Origin of the sequence: Caulifigura coniformis (genome assembly GCF_007745175.1) — a bacterium.
Lineage (GTDB): Bacteria > Planctomycetota > Planctomycetia > Planctomycetales > Planctomycetaceae > Caulifigura > Caulifigura coniformis.
Genome location: NZ_CP036271.1, coordinates 567,567 through 582,291, shown reverse-complemented (window position 1 = coordinate 582,291; position 14,725 = coordinate 567,567). Strand labels below are relative to the sequence as shown.

At 64.4% G+C, this 14,725-nt stretch carries 12 protein-coding genes; 6 read left to right on the top strand and 6 right to left on the bottom strand.

The features are described 5' to 3' along the window. Positions 1 to 215: 215 nt before the first annotated feature. Complete coding sequence (clpB, locus tag Pan44_RS02340) at positions 216 to 2,831, top strand: ATP-dependent chaperone ClpB (protein ID WP_145026851.1); 2,616 nt, start codon at positions 216 to 218, stop codon at positions 2,829 to 2,831. Positions 2,832 to 2,838: 7 nt separating this feature from the next. Here clpB and Pan44_RS02335 read toward each other — a convergent pair whose 3' ends face one another. After that, positions 2,839 to 3,507 carry a CPBP family intramembrane glutamic endopeptidase gene (locus Pan44_RS02335; protein WP_145026849.1) on the bottom strand — a complete coding sequence of 223 codons (669 nt, stop codon included), beginning with the start codon at positions 3,505 to 3,507 and terminating at the stop codon, positions 2,839 to 2,841. A gap of 142 nt (positions 3,508 to 3,649) precedes the next feature. Here Pan44_RS02335 and Pan44_RS02330 point away from each other — a divergent pair, with 142 nt between their 5' ends. Next, entirely contained in the window at positions 3,650 to 4,423 is a 774-nt protein-coding gene (locus Pan44_RS02330) for a hypothetical protein (protein ID WP_145026846.1), read from the top strand. Between the two features lie 69 nt (positions 4,424 to 4,492). Here Pan44_RS02330 and Pan44_RS02325 read toward each other — a convergent pair whose 3' ends face one another. The 4 genes from Pan44_RS02325 to hpnE all read right to left on the bottom strand — a co-directional run bounded on the left by Pan44_RS02325 (position 4,493) and on the right by hpnE (position 10,284). Then, complete coding sequence (locus Pan44_RS02325; RefSeq protein WP_145026844.1) at positions 4,493 to 6,796, bottom strand: prenyltransferase/squalene oxidase repeat-containing protein; 2,304 nt, start codon at positions 6,794 to 6,796, stop codon at positions 4,493 to 4,495. Then, entirely contained in the window at positions 6,793 to 7,215 is a 423-nt protein-coding gene (locus Pan44_RS02320; protein WP_145026842.1) for an ExbD/TolR family protein, read from the bottom strand. Before Pan44_RS02320 ends, Pan44_RS02325 begins: the two co-directional genes overlap by 4 nt. A gap of 446 nt (positions 7,216 to 7,661) precedes the next feature. After that, the gene (gene bioF / locus Pan44_RS02315; RefSeq protein WP_145026840.1) at positions 7,662 to 8,840 is read right to left on the bottom strand and encodes an 8-amino-7-oxononanoate synthase; all 1,179 of its coding nucleotides are present in this window, start codon (positions 8,838 to 8,840) and stop codon (positions 7,662 to 7,664) included. Positions 8,841 to 8,868: 28 nt separating this feature from the next. Then, on the bottom strand, positions 8,869 to 10,284 hold the full coding sequence (gene hpnE, locus Pan44_RS02310; protein WP_197453772.1) for a hydroxysqualene dehydroxylase HpnE: 1,416 nt from the start codon (positions 10,282 to 10,284) through the stop codon (positions 8,869 to 8,871). A gap of 173 nt (positions 10,285 to 10,457) precedes the next feature. Here hpnE and Pan44_RS02305 point away from each other — a divergent pair, with 173 nt between their 5' ends. The 3 genes from Pan44_RS02305 (at position 10,458) to Pan44_RS02295 (ending at position 13,036) form a co-directional block, all read left to right on the top strand. Then, entirely contained in the window at positions 10,458 to 11,684 is a 1,227-nt protein-coding gene (locus Pan44_RS02305) for a class I mannose-6-phosphate isomerase (RefSeq protein WP_145026836.1), read from the top strand. Between the two features lie 17 nt (positions 11,685 to 11,701). Then, complete coding sequence (locus Pan44_RS02300; RefSeq protein WP_145026834.1) at positions 11,702 to 12,040, top strand: hypothetical protein; 339 nt, start codon at positions 11,702 to 11,704, stop codon at positions 12,038 to 12,040. Positions 12,041 to 12,283: 243 nt separating this feature from the next. Further along, positions 12,284 to 13,036 (top strand): SDR family NAD(P)-dependent oxidoreductase, encoded by a 753-nt coding sequence (locus Pan44_RS02295; RefSeq protein WP_145026832.1) that lies wholly within the window; start codon positions 12,284 to 12,286, stop codon positions 13,034 to 13,036. Positions 13,037 to 13,099: 63 nt separating this feature from the next. On the opposite strand, the gene Pan44_RS02290 is transcribed toward Pan44_RS02295, so the two are convergent. Beyond that, on the bottom strand, positions 13,100 to 13,507 hold the full coding sequence (locus Pan44_RS02290; protein WP_145026830.1) for a hypothetical protein: 408 nt from the start codon (positions 13,505 to 13,507) through the stop codon (positions 13,100 to 13,102). A gap of 166 nt (positions 13,508 to 13,673) precedes the next feature. Between Pan44_RS02290 and Pan44_RS02285 the strand changes: the two genes are divergently transcribed. Then, entirely contained in the window at positions 13,674 to 14,705 is a 1,032-nt protein-coding gene (locus Pan44_RS02285; protein WP_197453771.1) for a Kelch repeat-containing protein, read from the top strand. Positions 14,706 to 14,725: the final 20 nt, after the last annotated feature.

Below are 14,725 nucleotides of genomic sequence, written 5' to 3'. Positions count from 1 at the left end.
AACGGCAGCCTTCCGGCGAATCACACTCGCCAAGCAAGTCGCCAAAATGGCACCCGCATCTGCAGCTGGCGAGACGCCCCTCCGTAGCGACGTCTCAAAGACTTCGATTTCAATGATTTACGACGGTAGAATTGTGCTGAGCGACGGCACGTCACTTGCGATTCCAGAAATTGCTCATGCTGGATACGCCAGCAGGGCAGGAGAACGCACACACCATGGCAGCTCGTTTTGATCGCTTTACCGTCAAGGCCCAGGAGGCCGTCCAGGCGGCTCAGCAGCTCGCTGAAAGCCGCGGACACCGATCCCTGACGCCGCTCCATCTCTTGAAGGGGCTCCTGGACGAGGCGGATGGGATCATCAGGCCGCTCCTCCAGAAGATCGGCGTCAACGTCAGCCAGCTGGCCGACCAGGTCGATGGCGAGCTCAAGCGGATGCCTTCGTCGAGCGGATCGAACATCGGCCTGTCTCTTTCGAGCGAGCTGAACAAGGTGTTTGAAACGGCCCAGGGCCTGGCCGACCAGATGAAGGACTCCTTCGTCTCGACGGAGCACCTGTTCCTGGCGCTGACCAAAGTCGACGACGCCGCGAAGCGGCTGCTCCACGTCAACGGCGTGGAAGAATCGGATGTGCTCAACGCGCTCAAATCGGTCAGGGGAAATCAGCAGGTGACGGACCAGAACCCGGAAGACAAATACCAGGCCCTCGAAAAATACGGCAAGGACCTCGTCGCGCTCGCGCGGCAGGGGAAGATCGATCCCGTGATCGGGCGTGACTCGGAGATTCGCCGGGTCATCCAGATCCTCTCACGCCGCACGAAGAACAATCCTGTGCTCGTCGGCGAGCCGGGCGTCGGCAAGACGGCCATCGTCGAAGGAATCGCGCACCGCATCGTGTCGGGCGACGTTCCGCAGGGGCTCAAGGACAAGACCGTCGTCTCGCTCGATATGGGGGCGCTGATTGCCGGCGCGAAATATCGCGGCGAATTCGAAGACCGCCTGAAGGCCGTCGTCAAAGAAGTCACCGAGTCCGATGGACGGGTGATCCTCTTTATCGATGAGCTGCACACCGTCGTCGGCGCCGGTAAGGCCGATGGCGCCATGGACGCCTCCAACTTGCTGAAGCCGGCCCTTGCCCGCGGCGAACTCCACTGCATCGGAGCCACCACGCTCAACGAGTACCGCCTCCACATCGAGAAGGATCCGGCTCTCGAACGGCGCTTCCAGCCGGTCGTGGTGCAGGAGCCGAACGTCGAGGACACGATCTCGATCCTGCGCGGCCTGAAGAACCGCTACGAATCGCATCACGGCGTCCGCATTACGGACGACGCCATCATTTCGGCCGCGACGCTGTCCGACCGGTATATCAACGACCGCTTCCTGCCCGACAAGGCGATCGACCTCATCGATGAGGCCGCGTCACGGCTGCGCATGGAAATCGATTCGATGCCCGTCGAGATCGACGAAGCCACGCGGCAGCTCACGCGGATGCAGATCGAAGCCGCGGCGCTCGGCCAGGAGAAGAGCGCCGATGCGCGCGAACGCCTCGACGACCTGAAACGCGACATCGCCGAGCGTGAAGAGAAGGTCAACGTCCTCAAAGCCCGCTGGCAGGCGGAGAAGGAAGTCCTTTCCGGCCTGAAGCCGCTGCAGGAAAAGATCGACCAGCTCCGCACCGACTACGAGCGTGCCTTTACCCGCGCCCGCGAAACCAACGCCAACGAAGACTACCTCAAGGCCCGCAACGCCCAGGTGGCCCTCAATGAGGCGGAGGCGAAGCTCGAGGAAGTGAAGACGCGCTTCGAGGAGGTCCAGAAATCGGGGACCGAAACGCTGCTGCGGGAAGAGGTGACTCCGGAGGACATTGCCAAGGTCGTCAGCACGTGGACCGGCATCCCGGTGGCGCGGATGCTCCAGACAGAGCGTCAGAAGCTGCTCGAGATGGAGGACCAGATCCACAAGCGGATGATCAACCAGGAGGATGCCGTGGCCGCCGTGGCCAACGCCGTCCGCCGCTCGCGCTCGGGCCTCCAGGACCGCAAGCGCCCGATCGGTTCGTTCATCTTCCTCGGCCCCACCGGCGTCGGAAAAACGGAACTCTGCAAGGCGCTCGCGGAGTTCCTGTTCGATGATGAACGCCACATGATCCGCATCGACATGAGCGAGTTCATGGAGCAGCACTCCGTGGCCCGCCTGATCGGCGCGCCTCCGGGATACGTCGGCTACGAAGAAGGGGGCCGGCTCACCGAGGCGGTCCGCCGTCAGCCCTATTCGGTGATCCTCCTTGATGAAATCGAGAAGGCGCATCGCGACGTCTTCAACGTGCTGCTGCAGGTGCTCGATGACGGACGGTTGACCGATGGTCACGGCCGGACGGTCGACTTCAGCAACACGATCGTGGTGATGACGTCCAACATCGGTTCGCAGGCGATCCTCGAACTGGCCGACGAAGGGGACGAGGAAGAGATCCGCAAGGTGGCGCTCGAAGCGCTGCGGCAGCGGTTCCTCCCGGAATTCCTCAATCGTGTCGATGAGATCGTGGTATTCCATCCGCTCGACCGGCAGGACATCCGCAAGATCGTCGAACTGAACCTGGCGAAGCTCGTCAGGCAGATGGACGAGCATGGCTACAAACTGGTCGTGTCGGACGACGCGAAGACGCTGCTCGCCAACGAAGGGTACGACCCGATGTATGGCGCGCGGCCGATGCGCCGCGTCATCCAGAACCGCCTGCAGAACGCGCTCGCGAATGCGATCCTCAGCGGCGAATTCGGCGAAGGGGCGACGATTTCCGTCGACGTCCAGAACGGCGAATTCACGTTCGAGGGGAAATGAACCGGTCTCAAGTCGCCTGGTGAAACAGGTGCCAGTTCACCAGCTGGCTTGAGAGGGCGAGTGCGTTTCCAGCCGCGTGCATTGCCATCGGGACCAGGAGGGTCCCGCTGCGCAAATAGGCCCATTGCAGGAAGAACCCGGCGATCAGGTTGTCCGGTCCCGGATTGCCTCCCCGGATGTGGATCCATCCAAACAAGATGCCGCTGGCGAAGATCAAGCATCGGTCGCCAAGTATTGGCAGCAACGCGATGGTGAGCAGCATCCGATAGACGATCTCTTCATAGACCGGCGCAACGACGCACATCCAGTAGAACGCCTCTTGCCAATGCTGGGGATCCTTCTGAGGGACCGGAAGAGGCCAGCCCAGCAGCCACCAGACGGGGACGCAGAACAGGCCGAGCAGCAGGATCACCCCTGCGGCCAGCAGCGCAAACCGGCCCCAGCGGTCCCAGCCCTGCCGGGGCCGCAGGAGAAGTCCGTGGGCGGCACTGTTTCCATCGCTCAGGAACAGGCTGGCCATCAGCCCCACCACGATGAAGGTGTGCGCATTGACGACCGGGAGCAGCCGGCCGATTGGAAAGATGCGCGAATCGCTGATCACCACCAGCAACGCGATCACGCGGGCCGAGAGGTCGCCGCGCGATCGGCCCAGCCGCGGAAAGTCGGCGGAAGTCATCGGGCGCTCCTGCGGAACTGTGCAGAGGTGGTGAGGGACGGCCGAAAGAAGGTCGCGGCCGGACTCTGGCGAAACAGCCCCTGCGGTTCGCAATCCGCGCCGCTCGAAATACTATCGGGGGCCTCTCCAGCAATCGACTGCCATGATCTCCCAGTTCGCCCTTCGTCTCCTGTGCGGCATGAGCGCCACCTGGTGCCTCATGCCGCGCGGCGACGTGACGTGCGGATTCTTCCGCATCCAGATGCTGGTGGCGCTGGGATTCGCCGTTGCGGCGACCCTTTTTGCGCAAAGTCTCCCGGCCGTCGAAGCCGGGACCGCGGCCCTGTCGTTGATGGAAATCCGGATCGCCGCGGGACTGGCGGCGACGATGTGCTATCTCGGGTCGATCTACTGGACGCTGGCTCGTCGCCGTGGCGGCGGAATTTGCGCGGGACTCGTTTGCGGGCTCTCCACGACGGCGCTCCTCGGCAGCCTCCCTCGCTCCGTGTATGAGTCTGTCCAATCCGCCCTGCTCCACATCGGCTCCGAGCTGGCTTCCTCGTGGCTGATCGGCGGCGCCTTCACGGCCATGCTTCTCGGCCACTGGTACCTCACCGCCCCGATGATGAAGCTCCGCCCGCTGGAGATCCTGAATCGGGCCCTCGGAGGAGCGGCCATCCTGCGGGGAGTCGTCGCGGTCGCGGCCCTGCTGCAGCTCTCCAGCTTTTCACCGAACGACACTCAGGTGATCTGGCTCACCATGCGCTGGCTGTGCGGAATCCTGGCCCCCGTGGCCGCGGTCGTCCTCGTCCGCAGCATCCTGCGCTATCGCAACACGCAGTCGGCGACAGGCGTCCTCTTCGCCGCCGTCATCCTCGTCTTCATCGGAGAAACGACAGCCGCCGTCCTCTCCCGCGATCTCCACTGGCCGATGTAGCACTGGCTGATGTCACGATGGCCCATGGAGCCACCCGGCCGAGTCGTCCAAGGCCGTGCGTCCGGCCCGTTACATTCCCTTCGGCTCGATCGTCGGTGACGCCGGCGCCGCGTCGCTGCTCGTGTCCTTGTAGAGTGGCAGGTAGCGGTAATAGACCTCCAGGCTCAGCGTGGCGATCGCCGTGGTATAGATCCGCCCGCCGTAGCCCGACCATGGATCGCGCGGCTCCCAGCTGCCGGCGTATGGTCCCTCGGTCACCTGCTCGGAGATGAGGAGTTCCCGCACGCGGACGTTCCATTGCTGCCACTCTTCGCCGCCATACTGGAACATCGCGAGCGTGCCGTAGTACCAGTAATAGAGGTCAAACTTCTGGCGGGTCGGCAGGTTGCGGAACGAGAGCAGGTACTCAACGGCCTCCCTGCTGGCGGCGCTGTCGCGACCGGCCCCGAGGATCTGCCGGCAGTAGAGCGCCTCGGCCGTCATGGCGGGAGTGGTCGGGCTTGTGGTCCGATAGGCGCCGAGGCCCCCGTGCGTGCCGCGGCTATTCTTCTTCAGGAACTCGACGACGCGGTCGCGGACGCGGGGCGGAATCGGCACGCCGCCGAGCTGGGCGCTCTTCAGCGCCATCAGCTGCCATCCGAAGATGCTCATGTCGCCTCCCTGCGTCTGGTACTGGAAGTATCGCCAGCCGCCATCTTCGAGTTGGGCGGCGAGGATGAAGGCGATGCCCCGTTCGACCGCCGCGCGCAGCTCGCGGGCATCCTGATGGTCGCGCGACATCGCATAGGCCTCGGCCAGGGCGAACGTCGCCATCGCATGGCCATACATGCCCGCCATGTTGCCGGGCACCGTTTCGCCGCGACCGCCGCCGGGATCGTTGCCGATGAAGCCGCCCGTTTTCTGCTGTGCGATGAGCCACCGCGTCGAACGCCGGACGTTGTCGGAGTATTCCCCTTCGCTCAACGTGTTCAGCTTTCCGAGGAAGGCGAGCGTGGCCAGCGCGGTCACCCCCGTGTCGAGGTCGACCGAGCGAAACACGCGGGGCGCTCCGTCGGGATTCTTCGTCAACAGGCCCCCGTCCCAGAATCCGACGTCCCAGTGTCCATCCTCTTTCTGCGCCTTCGCCAGGAACGCCAGACTCTGGGTGACCGCCTTTTCCGACGAGTCGGTGCCGCCGTATTGCCGCACGGCCTGCCCCTGCAGATTCGGCGTTCGCATCTGGTACGTCGCCGGCAACTGGCCATCCGTCGGCGCCGATTCGACACGTGCGAGGAACGGCGTCTCTGCACTCACGGGTGGTGAAAGCGACGGGACGGGGGAAGCCATCGACGGCGACAAGTCGGCCGACGGGCTTTCCACCGGGACACGCGGCCGTTCGATCTCGACCGGCATCGATTCCACGGGCGAAGGGACCGTGTTGCGGGCGAGTGTCGGCGGCGCGGGCCGGGCGGCGGGCTTCACCACTTCCGGCGTTTCCTGTCCCGTCGAGGTCGTGGTGCTCGGGGCAGTGGGAGCGATGCCGACGCGGCGGGCGATCTCGTCGTTGTCGCGCCGCACGAGCGTCGCGTCTTCGGACGTTGGCTCGTTGAGCGACCTGGGCTCGACCGCATCCATTCGCGGCTCGGCGATTCGTTCGACCGCGCCGGATGTCGGACGTTCGACGACGACCGATTCGGTCGGCGGGGCGTTCACCGGCTCGGATCGCGTGAATTGCGGTTCCGGCCGCGACAGGTCGGGCTGCACCGGAACAGCGGTCGCCGCCGGGGCCTGCAGCGTCGCGGCCGCGAACTCCTGGAGAATGGATTCGGTGGCGGCGATCCGTTCCGGCGTCACCTCAACTGGCGGGGGCGCCACCGTGGAAGGAGCGATGTCCGGAAGGTCCGTCGATGTCTCCGGCCGCTGCACATCCGGCGGAGGCTCCACAAAGGGATCGGGCGTCTGGTCCGTGCGCGCGAACGTCGAGTTCAGCGGAGAAGCGGGGCGCTTCAGCCGGTCGAGAAGTCCCCCCTGTCCGGGGACTGCGCTTTCCGGCGCATGGGGATCGATGGCGACCGAAACCTCAACGCGGACTTCCCTGGTGTCGGAGAGAACCGAGGCCCAGACCCGCCGGCGCGTTTCGGGCATCAGCGCGACGAGTCCGATCAGCAGGCAGATGTGGACGGCGATCGAGAAGAACATCGCTTTGGCCGAGACGCGGCGATTCCCCCAGGTCGTGCCGTACATCGTCAGCAGATGAATGAACGCAGCGACGAAGCCCACGCAGAGAATGGCGATGAGGACCGGCTGACAGATGGCGATCAGGAGCCGGAACAGCTTGTAGAACTCGGCGTCGAGATCGATCTCGGCGAGAAGCAGGAGCGGTCGCGTGGTCACTTGGCCCCCGGCGATTGCACGCGGGTCGCCACCTGCAGCTTGTCGATGCCGGCCTGCTTGCAGACGTCGACGACCGTCATCACCTGCTGGTAGATGCAGTCCATATCCCCCCGGATCACGACGGCCTGGTCCGCATAGAGTCGCTTCGCTTCCTGGAGCCGTTCCCGGAGGTTTTCCAGCGTGACCACGGCGCCACTCAGTGTGATTTCGCCGTCGCGCGCGACGTTGACCACGATCTCGTCGGGAGTCTCCGTCAGCGGCGCCGCCTGGCTGACGAGCGGAAGCGTGATGTCGACCTTCCGCTCGGTGTCGACGAACTGCGTGCCGACCATGAAGAAAATGACGAGCTGCAACACCACGTCCACCATGGCCGTGAGGTTGAGCTGCGGCTCTTCAAGGGGTTCGTTGCGGAGAGGCATGCGGCGACAGCAGGTGCGAAAGCGGTGACCCGGGAATCTTATCCCACCCGGTCCAGTCCACGCTGCGCCGATTTCGTTTCCGCCCTCGACGGGCGTCGTGGATCACTGGCGATCGGCGCTTCTGCGGTGAACGGGGCAAATCGGGCCGTTCGAGAATGGCGAGAGGGGCAAGAAGGACGGGGCCGGGGTGGGGGCAGTTGTTCTTGCCCTCCTTCCCCGCGGAGTCCGATTGCAGGACGGCGGGAGCGCCCCCGGACTGGTCGTTCCGCAAAATCGAACGGGCCAGAATCGAACGGGCAGGGTCTGGCTGCGTTATGGGCGGTGAGTGATGTCATTGATTGTTCCTCCATAGGTCCCTGAACGGTTGCGCGCAACCAGGTCGGTCGGCCCCGAAGACAAGGGGCGACCACTTCCGGACCCGGCCCGAGGGGACCTCGCCCTCCCGTTCATGTTGCGGCTTGAGGACTTGCGAACGCGGCCAGCAGCCCGGCCAGCCGATCCAGTTGCTCATCCGTCACGTCACAGTGCAGCGAAATGCGCAGCCGCGACGATCCGGCCGGCACCGTCGGCGGACGAATGGCCGCCACGAGAAACCCGGCCTGCTCCAGCCGGGCGGCCGCAGCCAGGGTTCGCCCCTCGTCTCCGAGAACAACAGGGACAATGGGGGTCGGCAGAGACGTCTCCGGAACGGCCAGTCCTGCGTCTGTCAGTCGGGCTCTGAGCGTCTCTGACAACGTTCGCAATCGCGAGCGCCGTTCCGGCTCCTGTTCCACCACCTCCAGCGCCGCGCATCCCGCGGCTGCGACGGCCGGCGGGAGGGCGGTCGAAAAAATCTGCGGACGGGCTTTGTTCCACAGCCAGTCGATCAACGTCTGTGATCCGACAACAAAGCCCCCGAGGCACCCCAACGCCTTGCTCAGCGTCCCTACCCTCACCAGCCGACTGGATGTGGCTCCAAAGTGTTCGGCCAGGCCTCGCCCGCCCGGCCCGAGAACGCCGGTGGCATGGGCTTCGTCGATCAACAGCATCGCATCGAATCGCTCGGCCAGTTCCACGAGCGCCGGCAGGTCGGCCACATCGCCATCCATGCTGAAGACCGAATCGATCACGATCAGCCGGCGGCGGCGTCCACGCGCCTTCTCGAGCTCGACTTCCAGCGCGCCCAGGTCGAGATGCGGAATGACATGCCATCGCGCTCCCGACAGGCGGCAGCCATCGATCAGCGACGCATGGTTCAGACGGTCGCAGAACACGCTGTCCTCGCGATCCACCAGCGCCGTGATCGTCCCCACGTTCGCTGCATAGCCGGTGGGAAACAGGACGGCCGCTTCCGCATGCTCGAACGCCGCCAGTCGCCGCTCAAGTTCCGCATGCCATACGGTGCGGCCGGACACCAGCGCGCTGGCCCGGGATCCGATTCCGGCTTCCGCGATGGCCTCCCGGGCGGCCGCGGCCAATCGTGCGTCGCCTGCCAGGCACAGGTAGTCATTGGCCGCCAGGTTCAACAGCGGCCGACCGTTCACCTCGATCATGCCGGCCGCCAGCGGCCTCGTGACCCGTCGCGCGCGGCGCAGCCCGGCGTTGTCCCAGGCAGCGAGTTCAGCGGCGATCCAATCGAGTGACATGTGCGGATGATAGACCCGGCCCACTCGCTCAACAGCCGAACAGCAGCTTCGAGAGTCGTGCAGGCGGAAGCGGCGGGGCAATCAGGTTGGCAGGCCGACCTGATCGTTCGAGGACACTTTCGGCCGCCAGGAAACCGCTTTTCACGGCTCCTTCCATCGTCGCGGGCCACCCGGTCCGGGTCCAATCGCCCGCGAGGTGCAGGTTCGGAATCGACGTCCGCTGAGTCGGCCGAACGTCATCAATCCCGGGAAGAGGCGAGAATACCGCCTTGTGTTCGGTGACGATGCGGCCGCGAAGGAGCCTGGCCTCGTTGACGATGGGCCACACGCTGGCGAGTTCCCGGCGGACGAGTTCGATCGCCTGGCGCGATTCCATCTGCAGAAAGCCGCGACTCGCGCTCACGACAATCTGGTAGTAAAACGAGCGTCCCGGAGGCGCGGACTCGGTTTCACTGGTCGACGCTTCCTCGCCGCGCTGGAAGAGCCATTGGCTGCTCTTGCCGACGAAGACGGCATGCGGCAGGTCGGTGATCGGACGGTCGAACCAGAGATGGACGCTGCTGATCGGCGCGGCTTCCATCAGATTGCAGAAGCCCGGCTTCTCCAAAGAACCTGGGTTTCTGAGGAGTCCTCCCTGCACGAGAGCCTCGGCCCGATCCCAGGGGACGGCTACGACAATGTCGTCGGCCTCGATCGTTTCGTCATTCCGGAGATGAACGGCGACGGCGCGGTCCCCTTCGAACTCGATGCGGTCGACGCCGGCCGACGTGCGGACGGTCGCCCCGCGTTTCTCGAGCCAGTTCTTGACCGGGCCGTAGATCTCATCGAGCGGTTGGTTGGGAATGATCACCTTCCAGCCTTCCCGGTTGGCGAGGAAACCGTCGACGAAGACCTTGCGCGCATACCCGACGTCGATGCGGTCCATCGATTCGCTGAGCGCGCTCACGAGCACGACTTCCCAGAACCGTTCGATCACTTCAGGTGGCTGATGATGACGCTTCAGCCAGCCGGCGAACGATTCGCCTGGCCGGCCGCCGTGTCGGACGAGCGACCGCAGCCCGCGGGCGGCGGTGACCTTCTGGGGGAGCGTCAGGTAACCGAGCCGGAAAAACGCCGGCATGAGGTGGAACGGGGCCGGCAGGGAGGACGCCTTCCAGGCACAACGTTTCCCATCGGGTCCGATGAAATGGAGCTCGCTCTCCGTGCGAAATTGCCCTTCGATTCCGACGAGTTGGCAAAAAGCGTTGAAGTTTGTGCAGCAGCCCATCGCAACGTGCTGGCAGTTGTCGATCGTTTCGCCCGTGACCGGGTCGATGAAAGAGCTGGCCCTGCCGCCGAGCCGGGGGCGCGATTCCAGGATTGTCACGTCGAAACTGCGTTCCGCGAGGGCTGCGCCGGCGGCGAGTCCTGCAAGTCCGCCGCCGATGATGGTTGCCTGAGACAAGTGGTAGCGGGTGTCGGGGTTGGGCGGGACAGGGAAAACAGGGGAAAGGTCCGGCTCGCCGGGTGACGAATCATGCCCTAACGCCGCCCGGCGATCCACTACCCACTTCAAAGTCCTCTCGTCAGAATGCCGGTCGTCCCCGGCCGCCTGACCCCAACCCCGCGAAAACTGCAATGCCGAACGTGAAGTCGCTCGCCTCTGCCGCCCTCTCGGAAACCAACGGCATCCTTCGCCTGTCGCCCACCTGGGTCCCGCGGTCGTTTCTCCAGCCCGGCCGGCGTCTGAAGCTGCATCCGGCCGACTACTACGCGCTGGGGACGCACCGCGGCGGCATCGATGAGCGCTGGTTCGCTTCGACAACGATTTGCGCGAACGAGAACCGGGCCCACGATGAGGGCCTCAGCTACGTCGTCGCCGGCAAGGAGAAGTTCACGCTGGCCGACGCCGTGGCCGACCTCGGGGCCGAGATGATCGGCGACCACATCTGGAACACGTACAAGAAGTGGCCGGTCTACTCGAAGTTCTTCGACAACATGGGGCCGATCCCCCACCACATGCACCAGAACGCCGAGCAGGCGAAGCTCGTCGGCCAGGAAGGGAAGCCCGAGTCGTACTACTTCCCGCCGCAGCTCAACCCGACCGGCAACAACTTCCCCTACACGTTCATGGGCTTCGAGCCCGGAACGACGAAGCAGCAGGCCGTCGACTGCCTTGACCGCTGGAACGAAGGCGACAACGGCATCCTCGATCTCTCGAAGGCCTACCGCCTGAAGCCGGGCACCGGCTGGCTCATTCCGCCGTGCGTGCTGCACGCTCCGGGTTCGCTGCTGACCTACGAACCGCAATGGGGCAGCGACGTGTTCGGCATGTACCAGTCGCTGGTCGAAGGCCGGGCTGTTCCGCGGTCGCTGCTGACGAAGGATTTTCCGGTCGAGAAGCACAACGACAACGCGTACATGATTGATGCGCTCGACTGGGAAGCGAACGTCGATCCCAACTTCAAGGACAACAACTACCTGGAGCCGATCGTCTGCGAAGGCTCGGAGAAGGAAGGCTTCATCGACCGCTGGATCGTCTACGGCAAGGTGAAGGGGGAGCAGCTCTTCACGGCGAAAGAGCTGACGGTGAATCCCGGCGCGAAATGCACGATCAAAGATGGCGGCGCTTACGGCTGGATTACCGTCCAGGGGGAAGGCAAGGTCGGCAAGCTCAAGCTGCAGACCCCGGCGATGATCCGCTTCGGCCAGATGACCGACGACGAAGTGTTCGTCACGGCCAAGGCGGCGGCGGAAGGCGTGACATTCGAGAACACCGGAACGGAACCGCTGGTGGGCCTGCGGTACTTCGGGCCGAATGCGCAGCCAAAGGCACCGAACGTTGGGGATCACAAGAAGCGGTAAGGAACGATCGCCCGACGATGAAGATCGTGGAGCGGCACGAAAGCCCCGACAGAGCGCTGACGCTGCTGGTGAGCGAGTTGGACGGCGACATCACCATCGGATTCGAAGGCCTGCCGTGGCATACGCACGCTGATCTCGAGGCCGCCCGCACCGGGCGGCCTCGGGTCTTGGCCGTTCGCGAGCTCGTCGATTCCATCCTCCAGGACCGCCAGGTCATCGCCGTCGCGACGATCAACCGCCAGATCTGTGCGGCGTGGCCGACCGAGGCTCTCTCTCCTGACCCGTTCCAGCCCGCGGATGAGACGTTGACCTTTCGGCGCTGGAGCGGCGCGGTGGCTTCTGTGGCCAGGCCGTAGCGGGCCCCCGTGAACGCAAGTCACGGCGCCGTTCCGTCGTGAACATGTGGATCGAGCTGTCGTTCGCGTCGGGAGCAGACGGTCGTAGCCAGTCGCTCCGCTGTTTCTGCAGGCGCCATCGAGGTTTGCAGTGACGGCCCGAAGAAACTTTCCTCTTTGCTTGTAAGGCTGCCAGACATCCCCGGTACTGTTCCCAGTCTGATTCGCCTTCAGGCGAACGCGGGTAACATCAGGAGCAGAGTCATGTCTCAGAAACTGGCAGGCAAAGTCGCAGTCGTCACCGGGGCATCGAAGGGGATCGGGGCAGGCATCGCGAAGGAACTCGCGGCCCAGGGCGCATCCGTCGTTGTCAACTACTTTTCCAGCAAGGCGGGAGCTGACAAGGTCGTTCAGGAGATCACGGCCAAAGGAGGCAAGGCCGTCGCGATCGGGGCCAGCGTTGCCGAACCGGACGAGGTGAAGAAGCTGTTCGCCGAAACGAAGAAGGCATTCGGCCGGGTCGATGTCCTCGTCAACAACGCCGGCATCTATGAGTTCGGCCAACTCGACGAGATCAACGTCGACCACTTCCACAAGCAGTTCAACATCAATGTGCTGGGATTGCTGCTTGCCACGCAGGAAGCCGTGAAGCTCATGCCCGAGCCTGGTGGGAGCATCATCAACATCAGCTCCGTCGTTTCGACCGGCCGGATTCCGGGCGCTTCGGTTTACAGCGCGACCAAAGGCGCCGTCGACGCCGCCACCCGCTCACTCGCCGCCGAACTCGGTCCGAAGAAGATTCGCGTCAACACCATCAACCCGGGCATGGTGGAGACGGAAGGAACGCATTCGACCGGAATCCACGAAAGCGATTTCCGGAAACAGATCGAAGCCACCGCTCCTCTGGGCCGGATCGGCGCGCCGCACGATATCGCCCCTGCCGTCGCCTATCTCGCCAGCGATGACTCCAGCTGGGTCACCGGTGAATCCTTCTTCCTCTCTGGCGGCCTCCGCTGAAGCCGCTCGCCTGAGCACCATCGAAAAAGGTCCCAGACGCCAGCAGGCGGTTGGGACCTTTTCTCACATCCGCGTCATCACGAAGCGGCCGCGATCCTTCGGCGAGACGTAGCACGCATTGAACTGGCACTGCGACACGTGGGCACGGCAGGTGAAGTCGCCGAATCCTGGCAGCCACGACTGGGCTGTCAGCACCGTCGCCCCGCTGGCCGTCCTCCCCGTCACTTTCATCGGGACGGAATAGGCGAACGGCACCACATGCAGGAACCGGCCGCAGAAGCAGGCCCGGTAGGTGCAGGCATCCACCTGGCGGATGTGGGCCTTGATGGGGCCCTGATGGCCGCTACTCGAGCTGATCCACTCGCCTGACCACGTTCCGTCTGGGCCGACGGCATGTGCGAGAGAGGGCGATGCCAGAAACACGCAACCGGTGATCGCCAACAGGGCGGAACGCAGAATCGTCTGGGACATGAGGGGCCTCGGTAGAAGAATTCTTCAATTCCTCTCGGTGCTCCTTTCCCGTTCGCTGAATTGAGAAACTTTGCGGCCTGCCGAAACTGGCGATCTCGCGGCGAGTTTGCCGAGAATGCCGGCTGTAGCGCCGCCAACTCCCCGCCTCTGATCCGCATGGAATTCGATGTCCTGTTTCGCGAATCGCTGCCTATCTGTCGGCCTGTTTCTGATGGTCCCGCTGCTCTCGGCCGCGTCCCTCCTGCAGGCTGACGAGCCGACCTTCAACTGGGTGAAAGCCACTCCGGCCGCCCCCTGGCAGGCCCGAGATTCGTCCGGCGAAGTGGTCTTCAAAGACTCGATGCTCCTGATGGGAGGCTGGTTCGATTCACTGAAGCCCTATCCACGCGATGTGTGGCGCTCGACGGACGGGAAAGACTGGACCCGCCTCACCGATCAGGCCGGCTGGACTTCGGCCGATCTGCCGATGACCGTCGTCTTCAAGGATCAGGTCTGGTTCATGGGGGGCTGGTACAACGGCCGGCTCCCCGGAGCGAAGGCGACGAACGAGATCTGGACATCGAAGGACGGCGCGGCCTGGGAGAAGGTGGAGACGACGACCTGCTGGGATCCGCGCTTCGGCGCGGGCGCGGCCGTCTTCAAAGACAGGATCTGGATCCTCGGCGGCCAGAAAGAGAACTTCTTCAGCACGCTGGCTGACCGCCGGAACGATGTCTGGTCGTCGGCCGACGGCAAGACCTGGACCTGTGAAACCGAGCATGCCCCGTGGTCGCCGCGGTCGTATCACGGCGCGGTCGTTCACGACGGCAAGCTGTGGGTGATCGGCGGTGGGAATTACCTCCCCGAGTACGACGCCGTCAGCGACGTCTGGTGCACCGAGGACGGCAAGGACTGGACGCAGGTGACGTCGAAAGCGCCGTGGCATCCGCGGATCTGGTTTTCGACGGTCGTGTACCGCGACCACCTGTGGGTCCTCGGCGGCTGGTCGAAAGTACCCGAGCAGAACTGGGGCGACGTCTGGTACTCGAAGGACGGTAAGGAATGGAAGCAGCTCAAGTCGGACGTTGTCTGGAAAGAGCGGCACGAGCATTCGGCCTACGTCTACAAGGACCGAATCTGGGTCGCGGGCGGCCACGCCCGGCCGCTGTCGAATGAGGTCTGGTCGCTCGAGCTTCCCGCGGACTGGACGGGAGAATGAGTTCGACGGTGAGTGCGCCA

Bases quoted from the DNA above. Each gene is read 5' to 3' on its own strand.
- clpB (WP_145026851.1), top strand. From the start codon at position 216: ATGGCAGCTCGTTTTGATCGCTTTACCGTCAAGGCCCAGGAGGCCGTC.
- Pan44_RS02335 (WP_145026849.1), bottom strand. From the start codon at position 3,507: ATGACTTCCGCCGACTTTCCGCGGCTGGGCCGATCGCGCGGCGACCTC.
- Pan44_RS02330 (WP_145026846.1), top strand. From the start codon at position 3,650: ATGATCTCCCAGTTCGCCCTTCGTCTCCTGTGCGGCATGAGCGCCACC.
- Pan44_RS02320 (WP_145026842.1), bottom strand. From the start codon at position 7,215: ATGCCTCTCCGCAACGAACCCCTTGAAGAGCCGCAGCTCAACCTCACG.
- bioF (WP_145026840.1), bottom strand. From the start codon at position 8,840: ATGTCACTCGATTGGATCGCCGCTGAACTCGCTGCCTGGGACAACGCC.
- Pan44_RS02305 (WP_145026836.1), top strand. From the start codon at position 10,458: ATGCCGAACGTGAAGTCGCTCGCCTCTGCCGCCCTCTCGGAAACCAAC.
- Pan44_RS02300 (WP_145026834.1), top strand. From the start codon at position 11,702: ATGAAGATCGTGGAGCGGCACGAAAGCCCCGACAGAGCGCTGACGCTG.
- Pan44_RS02295 (WP_145026832.1), top strand. From the start codon at position 12,284: ATGTCTCAGAAACTGGCAGGCAAAGTCGCAGTCGTCACCGGGGCATCG.
- Pan44_RS02290 (WP_145026830.1), bottom strand. From the start codon at position 13,507: ATGTCCCAGACGATTCTGCGTTCCGCCCTGTTGGCGATCACCGGTTGC.
- Pan44_RS02285 (WP_197453771.1), top strand. From the start codon at position 13,674: ATGTCCTGTTTCGCGAATCGCTGCCTATCTGTCGGCCTGTTTCTGATG.